Origin of the sequence: Hymenobacter antarcticus (genome assembly GCF_039539545.1) — a bacterium.
Lineage (GTDB): Bacteria > Bacteroidota > Bacteroidia > Cytophagales > Hymenobacteraceae > Hymenobacter > Hymenobacter antarcticus.
The window spans coordinates 26,497-44,588 of sequence record NZ_BAABDI010000030.1 but is presented as its reverse complement, the minus strand read 5'-3'; the positions used below and the strand labels follow the sequence as shown (position 1 = coordinate 44,588).

Here is an 18,092-nt window from a genome sequence, read left to right as displayed (position 1 = left end):
ATTGCTTAAGAAATCTGTAAATAGTGCTCACTTATAGTGCCTTGCCTATTTAAGGCGGTAACGCTTAAGTAGCTTGCTTACCTGCGGGCCCTGGGTGGAGTCGGGTGCCTGGAAGTGTTGGGCGTCGTTACGGTAGTAGACATCACGCAAGGGCTGTTCAAATTCGGCTCGCAGAGTAGGCAGGTTTTCGGGCTGGAACTCTTGGTCGAGGGCAGCGAAGGCATCGGGTAAGTGCTTGAATTCATCCTCGTGGAAGAATTTTACCCGAAGGGCCTTGGGCTCGGTTGGAGCCGTACGAAAGCGACGATGACGGGCATGCTCTAGCCAATTTGCTACGCGGGCTTTGGCGGCCTGCGCTACTGCTTCAGGGGAGCTGGCTGTAGAAGCAATACCATCGGTAGCTCTTGGCTTCTGCGCCGGGTTGCGGGCTGATGCGATGCGATAATAAGTGCCAGGTGCATCGGCCGAGTCACTCCGAATATCTGTCTGGGCAAGGAGGGTATTTGTATCGGAGTCGGCTTGCCACTTGGCCTCTGCAGGGGCAGCGTCATCGGCAAATTGTAAATCGGCAGGCAGCTCGTCGAGAATGCGAATGGAAACGTGGTAGCGAAACTTACGCAGGGTTTCGTGGGCATGTTCTTGCCCAACGGGCGCGATGAATGGCAGCTGGGTATGGTTGCGCACGGCCAGGTGACGCTGACTGAACTGAATTTCGTAGGAACCAGGGTCGTTGGGGTCGATATAATTTGCCCCGTAGGAAGTTGCCGAGAAATAGCTGATGTGGCCGGTGGCCAGGTCGTACGCCCGAATGGCGAGGGGTACATCATCACCAATAGCGGAGAATTGGCGCTTTTCGTCGGGGTTGTGTCCAACCAATAGAATTAGCTGCTGGGCAAGCGTGGCCGGCGCCGGCCACTCGGTAGAATCCCAAGCCAACGGTAGTACGTAAGGGCCGGACTCCACCTCTTCTTTGGGCAAGCCCTGAAGCTCTTTGTAAGTATCGAGCAGGTTGGGGTCGAACTGACGACAATTGGGGTCCTGGAGGATGCTACTGAAATATCGCTGCGCTTGGGTGTACAGTACATCGTCCTTATAACAAGGGATGACCAGGGTAGCTTCACGATTGATGCCCTTCAGGGCCTGCTTGGTAAAATTGTGGCTGCCTACCCACAGCTCGGCCCGATTATCGGGCAGGTCGATAAGCAGCATTTTGGTGTGGAGCAGGTGGCGCTGCAAGTGGGCTTCGAGCTTCTTCGGCTGAATTTCTTTGAAAAATAAGTAGAGTTTGGTAACGCCTAACGCATGAAACTGCGCCAGCTTATCGACATTGGTGGGGCAATGAATGTCAGCGATGCAAAAGGAGCTGGGCTGGGCCAATACTCTTTCGAGGTGGTGGCTGAGCACACCGGGCCCGATGCTCCAGAAGCAGACCGAAGCGTAGAGGTTGGTGGCCAGCTTGAGGGACTCGTTTAGTTGGGCCAGGATGGAGCGGTGGTTGGGGTCGGAAGGAAGGAGCTTGGCGGACAAGGTTTAGGTAGATTTAAAAGTGGTGCGGCGAAGCTATGTAAATCCCGCACAACTTGAATGATTCGAACCTCTATGGTTAGTGCCGTTAGTGTGTTTGCTGTTGAAGTAGGTGGTGAGAGTGGGAATGTTTCTCATACTATGGTGCTGTACTCGTTGAGGGTGAAGCGGGCGTAGAGGCCGGTGAGGGTGCCGGCTTCGCTGAAGGCTTCGATGTGGAAGCCACCGGTGCCGATGAAGCCGCGGCCGGGTTGGTGGCCGGTGTTGATACGGGCCTGTTGGATGAATTGCCGGGCGTAGCTGCGCACGGTGGCGCGAATATGGGGTTCGTTGGGTATGCTGTTATAGGCGGAGGCCCAGCGCCACTGCAGGGCCCGCATGGCGTGGGCGACGCGGGCAAAGTCGAAGTGGTCCATCAGCTCGTCGAGGTGTTGTTGTTCGTGCGGGGTCATGAGCTGCGGGTGGTGTAGGGGGCGGGCTCGTCGTAGGTAGTGAGGGGGCCGGGCGGAACTGGGGCCGCTACGGTGGTCAGGGTGTGAAGCCCGCGCCGCTGGAACGACTGGACGAAGCCGGCGAAGCTGTAGGCGATAAAGGCCAGGCCGCCGGCGGCTTGCAACTCGTTGAGGAATTGGGTTTGCTCGGGGCGTGGTCGGTCGGTGCCAGCTTTAACTTCGACGGCCAGGAATTTGGCATCTGAAAGACGGAAGCCTAGAATGTCCGCTACCCCCCGGCGGCTGTTGGGATGCGGGCGCCACTTGTTGGTTTTGGGGTCGTACTCGCCGCGGTTTGGTTGGGCCCAGGCGCTGAAGCCGTGGGTATCGAGGTAGGTGAGGATGTCAGCGGTCATCTGCTCGGCCTCGGTGAGCGGGCGGGTGGCTTTGGTTACGTGCTTCATGGCTTGGATACTTCGGTAAATGCACCGTAGCTAACCATTCTGGCTACTTCGGCGCTGGTGGTGGGGTATTCGGGACTGAAGGTGGTGGCGTAGGTACTGCGGCGGGCCTGCATGGTGCTGGCGGGCCTTGCGTGGGCATCTTTGGTGGCGGCTCTGGCGGGCGTGTGAGTGACGCGGTAGAGGCTGCCGCAGCGGGCGCGGTAGTAGGTGGTGGTGCTCATGGTACCGGGGCTAAAAGTCTCCTTCGGTGACGATGCCGGCCAGTATCAGCGAGGCGCGTAGTTGCTGCAGCTCGGCCTTCTCGGCCGTGGTCAGCGTACCGCCCCGGCGCATCAGGGCATCGTAGCTGGTCCATAGTTCTTCGGTGGTGCGTGGGTCTGGCATGGGGCTACTGGCTAGGTGGGCGGTATTGGTCCATCAGCTGGCGGTTCTCGGCGGCGTGGCGCTGGTCGATGAGTCGCTGGGCTTCGGGGTTAGCTTTCCAGTCGGGGCGGGCCTTGCGCTGAGTGGCTTTTCGGACCTCGGCGCGCTGCTGCTGGGCCTGTTGGGGGGTGATGAGGCCGCGGCGGGCTTTGGCGTTGGTGATGCTGAGCTTTTCGCGCAGGGCGGCGGCGTTGGGGTGGTCGTCGTCAATTTGCTGGGCCACGTTTTCGAGCATCCGGGGGGCGGCATCGCCGAGTAGCTTCACATCGGTGGCCTGCTGGCTGGCCCCGTTGGCTTTGCGGTCGAGGTGGCGTTGTTCGAGGTAGTGGGCTTTGGCTTCGAAATACCTGATGATGATGGCGAATACGGTGCTGATATCGAGGGCCTGAAAGAAATTGTGGCCGCTGGTGCGGGCTTCCTTCAGGGCGAGCATAATGTCCTTGATGCTATCGTGGGTGTAGGTCTGGGCCAGCGTTTCGGCCAGTTCCATGAGGTCGGTGGCATCGGGCTTGTCTTTGACGCGGAGCGAATCGACGAAGGCCCGGAGCACGGCCACCAGCAGCTTCACCACCGCCTGCTCACCGAGGCGGCTGTTGAGTTGGAAAATCTTGGGGGCGGCCAGGGCAACCTGTTTGGTGAGGCCGAAGGACATTTCGGCCAGTAGTTCACGGACTTCGGGCGTGGTAGCGCGGGCCAGGTCCCTAATCCCAGCGGCTTGAACGGTAGCCAGTAGATGGGATTCCGGAGTTTTCGCTGGTTCCTGGCTCGTGGCGCTGGACACCTGGAGCGAGTTTGAGGCGGTTATCGGTTGCATCGTTGAACATGAATCGTTTGGCGGTGGCTACCCAATCGGTGCGGCGGGGTGGTTCGCCGGTTTGCTTGTCGCGCCAGAGGTTGACGGCCTCGTGGTAGTGGTTGAGGTCGGCCAGGGCGTAGTCGGTGCCGGTGAAGGCGGCGGTGAACTTGGCTTTGTCGAAAATGGCCGATTCCTGGAAGGTGGTTTCGGGGCGCTGCGGCCGGCCGCCCCGGCGTCGAGGCTCGGCGGGGCCGGCGGTGGCAGCTGCTCCGATGGTTTCGGCCCGCACCCCTTCGGAATGCTTGATTCGCATTTTCTTTGGCGCAACTTTCTTTTTTGGGGCTGCGCCTGGGGTTGGTACTGCACCGTCAGGTGGGGCGGTTTCGTCGAGGACTTCCGCACTTGAAAGCCCATCGCCTGCTGGACCTTCCTCCTTGTTTTTTTTCGGTGGTGCGCCGACGTTTACATTACTGTTTACATCAACTGTTTTATATAATAAGGAGTGTTCCCCCAGTTCTGGGGTAACCTCGGGCTTTGGTTGCCCTACTTCTGGAGTAACTGGTTCCCCCACTTCTGGGGTAGCCTCGCTGGTTTCGGTTACCCCAGAAGTGGGAGAACCTTCGGCCTCCGGTTGCCCCAGTTCTGGGGTAACCTGCCCGCCCAGACTGGCCATCACCACGCAGCTGCCGCCGATGCTCCGGCTGGGTTTGTATTGAAGCATCCCGAATGATTCGAGGGCTCGGATGGTGGCCGTGAGCGTGTCCTTGTTGCCGATGTGGGCGGCGGCCATAAGTTCGTCGCGTTCGAGGGGGAGGGCTGCCGGAAACCGGGCGCTATTCCACGCGAAGAATAGCGCCCAGTACAAGCTGACGTGGTGGGGGCGGGCTTCGGGCTGCCGGCGTAGGTGCTCGTGGGCGGCGCGGGTGTGGCTGACGTAATTCAAGGTGCTGGCTCACTACTCCGCTGGGTTGCGTTTGGCTTTGCGCTTGGGAGCTGCTGCTTTGGCTACCTCGCTCAGCTCGACTATTACCTGCTCCTTTAGCTGCTCCTGGTCTTGCTGCGCTGGTTGCTCCGGTTCCTGCTGGAACATCTCGAGCTGGCGGCCGGCCTCGCTGCACTTGCCGCGCAGGGCCGCGTCAATCTCAGCCAGGGCTTCTTCTACCAGCGTTTTTAGTTCGTCGGTGTGGGGGTAGTACCAGGCGTCGGATTCCTCGAACTCCTCGGACTGCTCGGCGAAGCTGACGTACTGGCCGGTCAGGTTGAGGACCTTGCCGCTTTCGAGCTTGCGGAATCCCATGAGGGTCACGCCGTCTTTCTTGCCGATAATGAGGCCGGTGACGCCGTAGGTTTCGAAGTGCTCGGGCATCGGGTCGGTGGCTTCGTCGCTGGGCCAGAAGTCGGCGCTCTCGCTCAACTGCTCGGTCAGGAGGCAGAAATGCGGGACGAGTCGGGCAAAGCATCGTTCGAGGGCGGGATGCACGAGTTCGGTGCCCTGCATCGTAAACTCGCGGGGCTTACTCTGCAGGTCCAGCTGCTCGCTGAACTCGGCGGCCAGCAACTGCTTTTTGACGGTGGCCTTCTGGATGGTGAGAAGGGATTTATGGGCCTGGGGCCCGACAATGGGGGTAAGTTCGGTGCTCACTGGGTTGGGAGGGTCTGGTGGTGGGTGGTGAATACTGCGGCGGCGAACCCTCGCGGGGTGAGGCTGCGGATATTGGCGCGGTTTTTTGAGCCGGACACTTTGTCGACCATGGAGCCATGAATGGGGAAAACGGGGCGTTTCTCCGGCATTCGAAAGCCGTTGCCGGTCCACAGGCAGGTGTGCTTGGTGTAGGCTTCATCGGTGGGATTGGCGAGCCAGCCGGCGTATTCGCAGGGGCTGAACCGGTGCTCCGGCTCCCGCCAGTAGTGGCGCAGCTGGCCTTTGGGGTTTTCGATGAAGTAGGGTGCGCCCAGGCGTTCGCAGAGGTCGGCGGCGGTGCCCACCAGGTCAAGGGCGGCGGCCAGCGCCCGCAAGCCTTTCACCCGGAACAGGTGCGCGCCGGCGTTGCTCAGGTCGGTACAGGGTGGGAAAGCGGCCACGAATGCGATGGGGCCGGGGGGCGGGGTGAAGTGGCGCACGTCGCCGCCGACGAGGCAGACATTGCCCATCCAGGTTTCGCCGGCGGGGTGCTGCACGTCCACACAATAGCAGGTGTAGCCGGCGGCGGCCCACGGCTCGACGAAGCGGCCGGAGTGGTCAAAAAGAGAAATCACGACCTGGCTCATGCGGCGGCGCGGTGGTAGCGGCGGGGGTACTTATCAAGCACGGAGCGGCGGAAACCCCAGTCCTTTTCTTTGAGGCGCACGCCGGCAATGCGGCCGGCGCGGCGGGCGCGTAGTAGGGCATCAATGCTCAGGCCGATGTAATCGGACGCGGCGCGGGTGCTCAGGACCTCGTCGGGTGGGGAGGTGCTGGCCACAGTGCGGGCCTGCTCGGCGGCTTCGAGGCGGGTGAGGCGGGCGGTGAGGGTGTCCCACTCGGCCGCCGGGACGATGTAGGCGGGCTGCATGGCTACGCCTCGGCTAGTTTCTCGGCGCGGGCTGCTAGTGCGGCGGCTCGGGCCTTGCTGGCTTCGGCGGCATCGAGAATGGCCTCAATCAGTTCCGGGTTCTTGCTGCGACCCTTCACTACTTCGTAGAGGGCACCGCGCGTAACCTCGGTTCCTTTCCCCGCCAGGGTTGTCTGGGCATCACGCAGGGCGGTGTGGTTGCGGGGTAGGGTATCGAGCACCCGCTGCAACACAGTTCTTTCTTTGGGTTCTTTTGCCATAGTTGTAGGTATTATGTAGGTAATTAAGTACATTTGGAGCTTCTAATCTGGACTTCTAACCCACAATAATACGCATAGTTTTGTGTGTATTGTCTGTCTTAATACCTACAGATATGAGCAATGAAGTCACTGTTACTTCCCGCATACAGGTTATGTTGGACCATTACGGTTTGAATGCCAACAGTGTAGCGCAGAAACTGGGGTATGCGACCAATAGCAAGATGTACAAAATCTTGCAGGGCACGGAGCCTAGTTTTCCCACACTTGTAGATATGCTGCGGTCGTTTCCCGACGTATCGAGCGACTGGTTGACCCTGGGTGATGGCCCGATGCTGCGTAGTGAAGCAGGCACGGCTGTCGCAACTTCAAGCCGGGCGGTGTCAGTCAGGGGCCTTCCGGTGGTTAATAGTGGTAAGGTTCTGGCCATCACGGTGGATAAGGACGGTAATGACAACCTGGAATTGGTGCCCATCCACGCGCAGGCTGGTTATGCGGTGCAGCACAACGAAGCAGTATTTGTGCAGGACCTGCCGCGCTACCGGGTGCCGGGTTTCGAGCACGGCAAATTCCGGGCGTTCGAGGTGGCCGGCGACAGCATGGAGCCCACGCTGAACCATCGGGATATTGTGGTGTGCTCCTACGTCGATAACTGGCGGCTATTGGTGCCAGATGATATGTATGTAGTGGTGACAACGGAAAGCGTGATGCTGAAACGCATCCGGCAGCGGATTACCGACCTGGATTCGGAAGTGTTGCTGCACTCGGATAACAGGCACCGGCGGCCCTATCCGCTGGACACGGCCGACATCACCGAGTTATGGCGCGTCCGTGGTTACCTCTCTACTTATTTGCCCACTGCGCCCGATGTGACGGTTGAGCGGCTGTGGGAAGTTATTGAGTCGCTGGGCTTCGATAAGGGGGAGGTTCGGAGGCATCTGGACGAAAACGCCCCCTCTCACGCCCCCCGTTAAAATAAAGCAGCCGCTACCAGTGAGGTAAGCGGCTGATAATTTAGTGTTTACCGAGTGTTTCGGTGGGATGGGTGGGTTCCGACAGGCGGCTCAGCATACGTTAGCAGCACAGGTTTCTTCCTTAAGTGGAGGAAACCTGTTTTGCGTTTAGGCCATTTTGGCAATGGGCGAGGGCTGGTTAGAAGAATTGGTAGCCATCTTTATGGTCGGATTTCTTTTTCACTCCTGGGAAGCTGTTGGTCGCCGGACGCTTCAACACCCTCGGGGGGATGAGTGCCCCATCGCTGGGCCGCCTGCTGGCTTCTGGTGCCCCCGACCCGGCTTTTGTGCCGGCGTTGTTTGCTTCCCCCACATTCAATGTTAATTCAGTCTCTGCCATCGCGCTGCAACCTAACGGGACAGTGGTGCTCGCGGGCGGGATGCAGCTTTCCAGCGGCGGGGCTTTTCAGCGCTTTTTACGTTTGCTGCCGAATGGCGCGTCCGATACCAGCTTTCAGCCGCCCGCGGGCTTAGTTCCGGTGGCCCTGCTGGCAGAGCCCTCCGGTAGTCTCGTTGTGGGCAGCACCGACCTCAGCCAGCCCGTGGTGCAGCGCCTGCTGCCCAACGGCAATCTGGATGCGAGTTTTGTGGGGCCGGCTGGCCCCGCGGCCGGGCAGCCTTTCAGCATCAACGGACTGAGCCGCTATCCGGATGGCCGGCTGCTGGCATTCGGGAATTTCACCGGCTTGGGAGGGCTAACCACCCGGTCGGTGGCCCGGCTCTCGAGCACGGGCGCGGTCGACCCGGCTTTCGTTTCGGGATTGTCGGCAACCAATGTAACGGTGCTGGCGGCCGCGCTGCAGCCCAACGGCCGGGTGCTGGTCGGGGGCGCTTTCAGTGGTGTCGGGATTGGGAGCCAGAGTCTGGCCCGGCTGCTGCCCGATGGGCGCTACGACTTTTCGCTTGACGGCAGCCTCACCCCCAACAGTACGGTATTTGCCTTGGCCGTGCAGCCCGACGGGCGGCTGCTGGTGGGCGGTCAGTTCAGCGAGGTGGGGGCGGGGGTAGCTCACCTGGCATTGGTTCGCTTGCGCGACGCCAACGTGCTGCGCGCCACGGCCGGCGCAAACGCGCCGCGCACCGACGCCTGGCCCGTGCCCGCCCACGACCAGCTGCACCTGCGCCTCGACGCCACCGCCCGCCCCGAGCGCGTGGAGCTGTATGACGCCCTGGGCCGCTGCGTGCTAACCCGGTCGGTTAGCTCCGCCACCTCCCAGCTCAGCTTTGATATGACGGCTCTGCCCGTTGGCGTGTACAACCTGCGCGTGCAGTACGCCACGGGAGGCACGGTAATGCGGCGCGTGGTGCGGGAGTAAAGCCCGTTCGCCCTCGATGCCATTCGGGCAAAACGCCCCGGCCGCACCTAGTGCAGCCGGGGCGTTTTCGTTCGCAGAGCTTTAACGGGGTCGCCAGCTCAGGCTGACACCTGTGCCCCCGCTTGGGCTCCAGATAGGCACCATTCCGACATCGCGGCCAATGGGCTTGCGGCCCCAGCGGTTGCGGTGGCTGAGATAGGCCAGGTGGGCCGACAGGATGCCGAAGCCGGCTCCGGCCAGCACATCAGACTGCCAGTGTTTTTCGTTCACCATACGCAGGGCGGCCACGCTGGTCGCAACGGCGTAGGCCCCAATACCATACCACTGGCTTTTGTCGCGCAGCTCGGTGTGGACAATGCTGGCGGCCATAAACGCCTGTGCCGTGTGCCCCGACGGAAAGGCCGTTGCGGCCCCGCTGGGGCGGTCAATTCGGGTCAGCATCTTTACCGTGTAGACGCTGGCCAGCATAATAGCCTCACTTTTGAGAATGACCAGCCCCAGGTTCACCCGGTCGTTATGGCTCTCGACCCCAGCCAGGAGCACACCGCCTAATTCAAAATAGGGCACGAATTGCAGAAAATCATCGACCCGGGTGTGGGGGCCGGGCCCAAATGCCCGGGTGATATCACGGTGGGCATCGTAGGAGGAGTAGAATCCGTGGCCGTTGATGGTGCTGATGCCGTAGCCAATGAGCACGGCCGGCACCACACTGGCCCGAAACAGTTTGCTGCGATAAAACGGTTTCCGGGTGCCTGAGGAAACCCCGGTGGGGTTTTGAAATTTGTGGATGGTGTCGGCGGGGATAGTAGTTTGCGGCACCTGTGCAACGGCCTGCGATAGGGGGCTGCCCAGCGGAAGCAGCAGGGCCAGCGTGATAATATAGCGGGAAAACATTCTGCCTGTAAGTTAAAGGAAGATAAGGAATTGTACTTGCCAGCGAGCGGTTTCGCCCTTGATGCAGAGCGGATACCTCTCCAATCGTCAGATGGCCCCGTTGGGGCTGTTACCTTGCTGTTCCATTCTGAATTCTTTGGTTTCTTATTTTAAAGTGTATGCGTTTAGTGCAGGTTGAAACCCCAACCCAGGCCCGGGAATTTCTACAATTTCCGGTGCGCCTGTATGCTGCGGATGTCAACTACGTACGGCCCCTGGATAAAGACCTGGAAGCCGTGTTCGACCGACAAAAGAACAAGTATTTTCGTCATGGCGACCTTTGCCGCTGGCTTTTAGTGGGCAATGCAGGTCAAACCCTGGGCCGCGTGGCCGCTTTTGTGAACGAGCACACCGCCCATACTTTTGCTCAGCCCACCGGAGGCATGGGCTTTTTCGAGTGCATCGATAGCCAGCCCGCCGCCAATATGCTGCTCGATGCCTGCCGCGCCTGGCTCACCACCCAGGGGATGGAAGCCATGGACGGCCCCATCAATTTCGGCGACCGCGACCAGTGGTGGGGAGTCCTGCTCGATAATTTCGGGCCGCCGCTCTACGGTCAGAACTACAACCCACCCTACTACGGACGCCTCCTCGAAGCCTACGGGTTCGGTCGTTATTTCAATCAGTACACGTATTTCCGCACGGTGGCCGCGCCCTTGTCGCCGGCCTACCAGCAGAAGGCGCAGGTGCTGTTCAACAACCCGGATTACAGTTTTGAGCACCTGCGCCTGGCTAACCTGGCCAAGTACACCGAAGACTTTCGGCAGGTATACAACAAAGCCTGGGTGAAGCACGACGGGGTGAAGGAAATGCAGCCCGCGCAATCGGCCCAGATTATGAAAAAGCTGCGGCCCATCATCGATGAGCAGGTCTGCTGGTTCGCGTATTTCAAGGGGGAGGCGGTGGGCTTTTTTATCGCGCTGCCCGAGCTAAATGAGCTTTTTCGCTACGTTGATGGCAATCTGAACTGGTGGGGCAAGCTCAAATTTGCCTGGTACCGCTGGCGGGGGGCGGTGCGCACGTTCACCGGCATTGCGTTTGGCATCGTGCCGGCCCACCAGGGCAAAGGGCTGGAAACGGCCTTCATTCTCACCGTTTGCAACACCGTGCAGGATGTTGCCAAGGTGCATTATCAGGACTTCGTGATGAACTGGATTGGGGACTTCAACCCCAAAATGATGCGCGTAGCCGAAGCCCTCGGGGGCAGTATCTGGCGCACCCACGCCACGTACCGCTACCTGTTCGACCGTACCAGGCCATTTGAGCGCGCCCCGGTCATTGCCTGAACAGCTGGTTGGCGCGGGAGCGGCTGTCGGCCGAATTCGCGCCGGAGCGGCGATGCGTACCTGGTCTGGGTCAAACTTCACATCTGGGGGCTGCGTATCTGCCCTGCTGCTGATGTGGACCATGCTGCCGGCTTTTTCACTTCCGCAGTCAGCTTACTCCACCGTACTTTATTTTTCGCTGATGCGTGTATTTTCCCGTTTGGCCTTGTGTGGTCTGTTGTTTTGTCTGACTACCAGCTTTGGCGGGTGCGGCTATGTGCGCTACCTCATTCCGCTTGACCCCAAAGCGAAGACCGATGCGCCGCCCCTGACGCACGCGGCCTGGGACGGCCTGTTGAAAAAATACGTGAACGACCAGGGCTTGGTCAACTATAAATCCTTGCAAGCCGATAGCCTGGCCCTGAACGCTTACCTGCAGGAGTTGTCGGCCCATTTGCCCAGTAGCAGCTGGACCGAAACCGACCGCCTCGCGTATTGGATTAACGCCTACAATGCCTTTACGGTGCAGCGCATCATCCGCGGCTACCCGGTCAAAAGCATCAAGGACCTGGGCGGCGACAAGATTTTCGTGAATACGCCCTGGGACCAGCACTTCATCAAGCTGGCCGATACCCGGTACTCGCTCAATGACATCGAGCACCGTATTATCCGCAAGAAATTCGACGATAATCGCATTCACGTCGCGCTGGTGTGCGCCGCCATGTCGTGCCCGCGTTTGCGCAACGAAGCCTTCACCGGCCCCCGCCTCAATGAGCAGCTGGATTCCCAGGGCCGGGATTTTGTGAACAACCCCGCCAAAAACAAGCTCACGCCGCCCGACAAGCCGCAGGTGTCGTCCATTTTTAACTTCTACCCCAAGGATTTCACCAAAAATGGCAGCACCTCGGTGCAGGATTTTATCAACCGCTACGCCACCCAGAAAATCAAGCCCGACGCGACGTTGAATTACCTGACCTACGATTGGTCGCTGAATGTGCAGCAGTAGGCCGCTACTTTTGCCTGCCCCGCTGGCGGCTGCTACCCTGGGTAGCAGCCGTTTTTTTGTTCTTTTCCCAACCTGAAAATCCACGCCTTCAACTACGCATGAATTCGAATTTAATCACCGCCACTGCTGCCTTCATCGAACAGAAATTTGCCGATGAAGGCAGTGGCCACGACTGGGCGCACATTCGTCGGGTGTGGCTCATGGCGCGCCGGCTGGCCACCGCCGCCCTCGAAGCCGACCAGGAAGTAACCGAGCTGGCCGCGCTGCTGCACGACATCGCCGACTGGAAATTTCACGGCGGCGACTACGAGGCCGGTCCCCGCGCCGCCCGCGAGTGGCTGCGCGGTCAGCACGCGCCCGAAACCCTCATTGGCCGTGTCGAAACCATTATTCGGGAGGTTTCTTTCAAGGGCTTAGGCGTTGAAACGCCCGTTTCGTCGGTAGAAGCCGCGTTGGTGCAGGATGCCGACCGGCTCGATGCCATTGGGGCCATCGGTATCGCGCGGGCCTTCGCCTATGGTGGGCACAAGGGCCGCCCGCTGCACGACTCCGCCGTGGCTCCCGTGGTCCACGACAGCTTTGCCAGCTACCAGCAGAATACCGCGCCCACACTCAACCATTTCTACGAAAAGCTGCTGCACCTCAAGGACCGGCTGCATACCGATGCCGCCCGCCAGGTGGCGCAGTCGCGGCATGATTTCATGGAAACCTACGTCGCGCGTTTCCTGGCCGAGTGGGACGGTATCGACTAAGTTGTTAGTTGTTAGTATGGTGGTAATCGGCTGACTAACAACTAACAACGACCAACTAATAACCCGTTTGCTTTTGAACGACTGCTTAAAAGGGGAGGAGCCCGCGTTCTACCGCTATTTCTCCTCCGTTGTCTCGCCTGCTTACCTTTGCCCGCATGAAGCTGCTCCTCCGCCTGGTTCCCTGTTTGCTGCTGTTCGTGGCCGTGGGCTGCCGTACCTGCCCCATCGAAACCTGCCATGTGCGCAAGGTGCATATGCACAGCGGCCAGCGCTACCGCGGCCAGCCGCTCTGGAAGATGCAGAACCCGGCTATCGGCCAAAAAATCAAGACCCATAATCCCAAGTCGGGCACCAATCCGCAGGATAAGAGCAAGTCGCTCAAATAGCCTTTCGCCGCTACCTGTCCGCGTGCTTTTTGTTTGGTATTCTGAGGGAGTTGTTTCAAAAATATCCGAAGTCAGGACCTCAAAACGGGGAACGGTTGAACCTCATATAAGGCCGCAGCGCTTGTCGTTGCGGCCTTTTTGTTGTATCTTCGCACGTATATAAAGAACCATTCACCGTGCGGCTGAAAACCCCCTCGTTTGGGTTTTTTTAAGCTGCCTATCAACCCCCTCAATGGCGGAAGGCGAAAAAATCATTCCGATAAACATCGAAGACGAGATGCGGGGCGCCTACATCGACTACTCGATGTCGGTTATCATCTCCCGGGCCCTGCCCGATGTCCGCGACGGCCTGAAGCCAGTGCACCGGCGCGTGCTCTACGGCATGAGCGAGCTGGGCGTGGGCTACAACAAATCCTACAAAAAATCGGCCCGTATCGTGGGCGAAGTGTTGGGTAAATATCACCCGCACGGCGACTCCTCGGTGTACGACACCATGGTGCGCATGGCCCAGGACTGGAGCCTGCGCTATCCGTTGGTTGACGGCCAGGGCAACTTCGGTTCCGTCGATGGCGACTCACCGGCCGCCATGCGTTACACCGAGGCCCGCCTCAAGCGCATTGCCGACGAAATGCTGGGTGACCTCGACAAGGACACCGTCGACTTCCAGCCCAACTTCGACGACTCGCTGGAAGAGCCCAGCGTAATGCCCGCCAAATTCCCCAACCTGCTGGTAAACGGCACGTCGGGTATTGCCGTGGGCATGGCCACCAACATGGCTCCCCACAACATGACGGAGGTCGTGAGCGGCATTATTGCCTATCTCGAAAACCCCGACATCACGGTGGCCGAGCTCATGCAGTACGTCACGGCTCCCGACTTCCCCACCGGCGGTATCATCTACGGCTACGAGGGCGTGAAGCAGGCCTTCGAAACCGGCCGCGGCCGCGTCGTGATGCGCGCCAAGGCGACGTTCGAAACCAGCAAAACCGGTAAGGAGCAAATCGTCGTCACCGAGATTCCCTACATGGTGAACAAGGCGTCGATGATTGAGAAAACCGCCGCGCTCATCAACGACAAGAAGATTGAGGGTATTTCGGACATGCGCGACGAGTCGGACCGCGACGGTATGCGCATTGTCTACGACCTCAAGCGCGATGCCATGCCCAGCGTGGTCCTCAACAACCTGTACCGCTACACGCAGCTGCAAAGCTCGTTCGGTGTCAACAACGTGTGCCTGGTAAAAGGCCGCCCGATGACGCTGAACCTCCAGCAGCTCATCCAGTATTTTGTGGAGCACCGCGCCGAGGTTATCGTGCGCCGTACCCGCTACGAGCTGGCCGAAGCCCTGAAGCGCGCCCACATTCTGGAAGGTCTATTGATTGCGCTCGACCACCTCGATGAGGTGATTGCCCTCATCCGCGGCTCGCGCGACCCCGAGGTGGCCCGTGGCCAGCTCATCGAGCGCTTCGCCTTGAGCGAAGTACAGGCCCGCGCCATCCTTGATATGCGTTTGCAGCGCCTTACCGGTCTCGAGCGCGACAAAATCGTGGCTGAGTACAACGAGCTGATGAAGCTCGTCGACCACCTGAATGCCGTGCTGGCATCGGAGGAGTTGCAGCGCGGCATCATCAAAACCGAGCTTCTCGATATCCGGGAGCGGTACGGCGACGCTCGCCGCACGGAAATCAACTACATCGGTGGTGATTTCTCGACGGAGGACATGATTGCCGATGAGGCCATGGTCATCACCATCTCGCGTGAGGGCTACATCAAGCGGACCAATCTGGACGAGTATCGCGCCCAGGGCCGCGGCGGCGCGGGTTCGCGTGGTGCCATTTCCAAGAAGGATGACTTCACCGAACATTTGTTCGTAGCCACCACCCACGAGTACCTGCTGTTCTTCACCGAGTTGGGCCGGGTATTCTGGCTGAAGGTGTACGAAGTGCCGGAAGGAGGGAAGGCCACCAAAGGCCTGCCCATCCAGAATCTTATCGAGATTCCGCGGGAAGACAAGGTGCGTTCCGTGCTCAACGTGCGCGGGCTGAAAGACCCGGACTACCTCGAAAACACCTTCCTCATGTTCTGCACCGAGCAGGGCACGGTGAAGAAAACCCCGCTGGAGGCGTATTCGCGCCCCCGCACCGCCGGTATCAACGCCATCACCATCAACGAAGGCGACCGGATTCTGGACGTGCAGCTGCTCGCTCCGAACTCGGAAGTAGTGCTGGCTCTGCGTTCGGGCCGCGCGGTTCGTTTCAACGAAAGCCAGGTGCGTTCCATGGGTCGTGCCGCGGCCGGCGTGCGCGGCATCAACCTCGATGGGGTTGAAGGCAACCGGGTAGTGGGCATGGTTTGCCTGGCCGACCCCACCCAGGAGCTGCTAGTAGTAAGCGAAAATGGTTACGGCAAGCGCAGCTCGCTCGATGAGTTCCGCGTAACCAAGCGCGGTGGCAAAGGCGTGCGGGCCATGAAGATTACCGATAAGACCGGTAACCTGGTGGCCATCAAGGACGTGAATGATACGGACGACCTGATGATTATCAACAAATCAGGCATTACCATCCGCTTGCGAATGAGCGACTTGCGCACCATTGGTCGCGCCACGCAGGGTGTGCGACTGATTAAAATCAGCGCGAATGACGAAATCTCCTCTGTAGCCAAAGTGGCGGCCGATGAGAAGGAAGAGGAAACCGAAGTCACTTTGGTCACGACGGAAACCGAAGGTTTTGTAGCCGTTGACGGAGCCGTTAGTGCTGTGCCCGATGAACCGGCAATCGGCCTTTCAGAAGCCGACGCCGCTGAAGAAGCTGATTTGGCATAATAACTGAATAGGAGCGGGGCGGTCCATTTGGGCCGCCCCGTTTATTTTTGGCGAACCCAAGACCGAAGTCATTCGTTTTTGAAAAGGACGCACATTTTTCTGCTCACGTATATTTTCTTTTTTCTCCGCTGTGAATAGCGTAGCTGGACAGGCAAAAAACGCCTGCCACATAGTATTCAGGGCATATTCCCGATTATATGAAGAAGACTTTTTTGACGCTTGCCGCTGCTGTCGTGCTGGCGGCCGGCTTGCCCTCGATGGTTTCGGCGCAAACTTCGGCCGTAACCAATGCCATCCTGAATCAGCGCACCGGCCTGCTCGACAAAGCCCGTGTGGATATTGACAAGGCCATTGTAAATGAAAAAACCATGGGCAAAGCCAAAACCTGGTTTACCCGTGGTGAAATCTATCAGGGCATGGTGGAGAGTCCCATCTACAGCAAGCAGCTGCAGCCCGGCGAAGGCGTGCAGAAGGCATTCGATTCGTATGCTAAGACTGTGGAACTGGACACCAAGACGGGCGAGTTTGGCAAGCAAGCCGTGACCCGCATGGATGGTCTATACGGTCAGGCTTTCAACGATGCGGTGAATAGCTACAACGCGAAGGATTACGACAAGGCCATTGCCAGCTACAAACTGGCTGCCCAAATTAAACCACAGGATACCACCGCCGTCCTGTATTCGGCCTATGCTTCAGAAGCTAAGCAGGATTTTGCCAGTGCTAAAGCCAGCTACAATCAGCTGTTGGGCATGAACTACAAGTCGGTGACGTTGTATTCGCGCCTGCTCCAAATGGCTAAAATGGAGAAAAACGAAGCAGAAGCCGCGAAGGTGATTAAAGACGCACTCGTTGCGTATCCCACCAATAAGGCTTTTATGTTGGAAGACCTGAACATGTCGCTTGCCAGTGGTAAAGGAGAAGACGCGTTGGGTAAAATCAACAAATCCATTGCTGCTGACCCTACCAATTCTAATTTGTATGCAGTTCGTGGCTCTATGTACGACCAGCAGAAAAAGGCTGACCTGGCTCTGGCAGACTATAAAAAGGCTGTTGAGTTAGATGCGAACAATTTTGACGCGCAGTTCAACCTCGGAGTTTACAACTATAATAAGGCCGCCGATTCTTACACTAAGGCTAGTAAGATGGACTTGAAAACTTACCAGGTTTCGGGTAAGAAGTTTGAATCTCAAGGTAAAAAGTATTTTGAGGCCTCGGTTCCTTATTTTGAAAAGGCGCTGGTGCTACAGCCCGACGACCGTAACACGCTCGCGTCTCTGCAAAAGGTGTATTTCCGTCTTGGCCGTAATGCCGATTCCGAGCGTTTGAATGCCAAACTCCAGTCTCTGAATAAAAAGTAAGCAGTCAGTTTTACTGCGAAGGGGATAGCCCGTCCATTAAGTGGATGGGCTATTTTTTTGGAATCAGTTTATTTTCAAATACTCAACTTAACATACTCAACTTAACATAATATAAATTATAAGACAAAAAGATAAGGTGTCTTTTCCACAAGATAACCGATTTTTAGTCCAGTAGTAAGTTCCAGCTACTGCACACTCATCTAGCTCCAAAAGTTGTTTTTTCGGTGGTTCTGATAGACGAGGTAATGAATACGTTCTAAGCAATGGCAGTACACAAGGCCACTTTAAGTATTAATGCAAGACTTGTGGTCATGAAGCTCGCTTTGTGTCGGCGTTTTTCTCCCAACTGTAGTTCGAAAACCTGTCCGTCGAGCGCAGTTTCCAGTGCAGTAAAGTGGCTGACCAAACTCAGCCATGTACCGGTTCTTATTATGCTTGCCTTTAGTTGGCTATTGAGTGTGCCCGTCGGCAGATGGTAGCCTGAGTGTTACACCGTCGTGATGCGGCCAGGACCATCTGACGATTATGGTCAGGCCTTGTCATATTGCTAACTGTGGTACTGTCGATTTCTAACGGGTCTGTTCACATTTTCTACGGATGCACTACCGTGTTGGTGTTACCGTAGTTTCCCGAAAGGTTCAGTTGTGCTATCGAAGCATCCAACTGTCTCTCAGGTGATTTTTGCCGCGTGTTCGTTCATACGCCGGTTAGACTCCTTCCCCATTCCATTTCTTGAATTGAGCGGGTTGTTTAGGACTCTTTTCCAATAACGGAAAGTTTAATGATATTTAAAAG

Annotated in this window: 20 protein-coding genes; 8 read left to right on the top strand and 12 right to left on the bottom strand. The window is 58.2% G+C overall.

Annotated elements, in window-relative coordinates; translation table 11 throughout:
- Positions 1-45: 45 nt before the first annotated feature.
- The 11 genes from ABD819_RS17475 to ABD819_RS17425 all read right to left on the bottom strand — a co-directional run bounded on the left by ABD819_RS17475 (position 46) and on the right by ABD819_RS17425 (position 6,450).
- On the bottom strand, positions 46-1,527 hold the full coding sequence (locus ABD819_RS17475) for a phospholipase D-like domain-containing protein (RefSeq protein ID WP_345126344.1): 1,482 nt from the start codon (positions 1,525-1,527) through the stop codon (positions 46-48).
- Positions 1,528-1,658: 131 nt separating this feature from the next.
- Positions 1,659-1,976: a hypothetical protein gene (locus tag ABD819_RS17470; RefSeq protein WP_345126343.1), complete on the bottom strand. Its 318-nt coding sequence runs from the start codon at positions 1,974-1,976 to the stop codon at positions 1,659-1,661.
- Complete coding sequence (locus tag ABD819_RS17465) at positions 1,973-2,419, bottom strand: VRR-NUC domain-containing protein (RefSeq protein ID WP_345126342.1); 447 nt, start codon at positions 2,417-2,419, stop codon at positions 1,973-1,975. Before ABD819_RS17465 ends, ABD819_RS17470 begins: the two co-directional genes overlap by 4 nt.
- A complete protein-coding gene (locus ABD819_RS17460; RefSeq protein ID WP_345126341.1) occupies positions 2,416-2,640 on the bottom strand; it encodes a hypothetical protein in 225 nt (74 codons plus the stop codon). Before ABD819_RS17460 ends, ABD819_RS17465 begins: the two co-directional genes overlap by 4 nt.
- A gap of 10 nt (positions 2,641-2,650) precedes the next feature.
- On the bottom strand, positions 2,651-2,803 hold the full coding sequence (locus tag ABD819_RS17455) for a hypothetical protein (RefSeq protein WP_345126339.1): 153 nt from the start codon (positions 2,801-2,803) through the stop codon (positions 2,651-2,653).
- A 4-nt stretch (positions 2,804-2,807) separates the two neighbouring features.
- Positions 2,808-3,494, bottom strand: a complete 687-nt coding sequence (locus tag ABD819_RS17450) for a hypothetical protein (protein WP_345126338.1) — start codon at positions 3,492-3,494, stop codon at positions 2,808-2,810.
- Between the two features lie 49 nt (positions 3,495-3,543).
- Positions 3,544-3,951 (bottom strand): hypothetical protein, encoded by a 408-nt coding sequence (locus ABD819_RS17445; protein WP_345126337.1) that lies wholly within the window; start codon positions 3,949-3,951, stop codon positions 3,544-3,546.
- A 642-nt stretch (positions 3,952-4,593) separates the two neighbouring features.
- Complete coding sequence (locus ABD819_RS17440; protein ID WP_345126335.1) at positions 4,594-5,280, bottom strand: hypothetical protein; 687 nt, start codon at positions 5,278-5,280, stop codon at positions 4,594-4,596.
- Entirely contained in the window at positions 5,277-5,906 is a 630-nt protein-coding gene (locus ABD819_RS17435) for a hypothetical protein (RefSeq protein ID WP_345126334.1), read from the bottom strand. The genes ABD819_RS17440 and ABD819_RS17435 overlap by 4 nt, the downstream gene beginning before the upstream one ends.
- Entirely contained in the window at positions 5,903-6,190 is a 288-nt protein-coding gene (locus ABD819_RS17430; RefSeq protein ID WP_345126333.1) for a DNA-binding protein, read from the bottom strand. Before ABD819_RS17430 ends, ABD819_RS17435 begins: the two co-directional genes overlap by 4 nt.
- A 2-nt stretch (positions 6,191-6,192) precedes the next feature.
- A complete protein-coding gene (locus tag ABD819_RS17425; protein WP_345126331.1) occupies positions 6,193-6,450 on the bottom strand; it encodes a hypothetical protein in 258 nt (85 codons plus the stop codon).
- 398 nt (positions 6,451-6,848) lie between these two features.
- On the opposite strand from ABD819_RS17425, the gene ABD819_RS17420 reads away from it, so the two are divergent.
- Together ABD819_RS17420 and ABD819_RS17415 are read left to right on the top strand one after the other, a co-directional pair.
- Positions 6,849-7,421, top strand: a complete 573-nt coding sequence (locus tag ABD819_RS17420; protein ID WP_345126330.1) for a S24 family peptidase — start codon at positions 6,849-6,851, stop codon at positions 7,419-7,421.
- Between the two features lie 236 nt (positions 7,422-7,657).
- Entirely contained in the window at positions 7,658-8,776 is a 1,119-nt protein-coding gene (locus tag ABD819_RS17415; RefSeq protein ID WP_345126329.1) for a T9SS type A sorting domain-containing protein, read from the top strand.
- A gap of 81 nt (positions 8,777-8,857) precedes the next feature.
- On the opposite strand, the gene ABD819_RS17410 is transcribed toward ABD819_RS17415, so the two are convergent.
- The gene (locus ABD819_RS17410; RefSeq protein WP_345126327.1) at positions 8,858-9,670 is read right to left on the bottom strand and encodes a phosphatase PAP2 family protein; all 813 of its coding nucleotides are present in this window, start codon (positions 9,668-9,670) and stop codon (positions 8,858-8,860) included.
- A 158-nt stretch (positions 9,671-9,828) separates the two neighbouring features.
- Here ABD819_RS17410 and ABD819_RS17405 point away from each other — a divergent pair, with 158 nt between their 5' ends.
- The 6 genes from ABD819_RS17405 (at position 9,829) to ABD819_RS17380 (ending at position 17,297) form a co-directional block, all read left to right on the top strand.
- Positions 9,829-10,995: a hypothetical protein gene (locus tag ABD819_RS17405; protein WP_345126326.1), complete on the top strand. Its 1,167-nt coding sequence runs from the start codon at positions 9,829-9,831 to the stop codon at positions 10,993-10,995.
- A 181-nt stretch (positions 10,996-11,176) separates the two neighbouring features.
- Entirely contained in the window at positions 11,177-11,980 is an 804-nt protein-coding gene (locus ABD819_RS17400) for a DUF547 domain-containing protein (RefSeq protein ID WP_345126324.1), read from the top strand.
- 98 nt (positions 11,981-12,078) lie between these two features.
- The gene (locus tag ABD819_RS17395) at positions 12,079-12,732 is read left to right on the top strand and encodes an HD domain-containing protein (protein WP_345126323.1); all 654 of its coding nucleotides are present in this window, start codon (positions 12,079-12,081) and stop codon (positions 12,730-12,732) included.
- Positions 12,733-12,887: 155 nt separating this feature from the next.
- Complete coding sequence (locus tag ABD819_RS17390) at positions 12,888-13,118, top strand: hypothetical protein (RefSeq protein WP_345126321.1); 231 nt, start codon at positions 12,888-12,890, stop codon at positions 13,116-13,118.
- A gap of 232 nt (positions 13,119-13,350) precedes the next feature.
- Positions 13,351-15,939 carry a DNA gyrase subunit A gene (gene gyrA, locus ABD819_RS17385; RefSeq protein ID WP_345126320.1) on the top strand — a complete coding sequence of 863 codons (2,589 nt, stop codon included), beginning with the start codon at positions 13,351-13,353 and terminating at the stop codon, positions 15,937-15,939.
- A 197-nt stretch (positions 15,940-16,136) separates the two neighbouring features.
- A complete protein-coding gene (locus ABD819_RS17380; RefSeq protein WP_345126319.1) occupies positions 16,137-17,297 on the top strand; it encodes a tetratricopeptide repeat protein in 1,161 nt (386 codons plus the stop codon).
- Positions 17,298-18,092 lie beyond the last annotated feature (795 nt).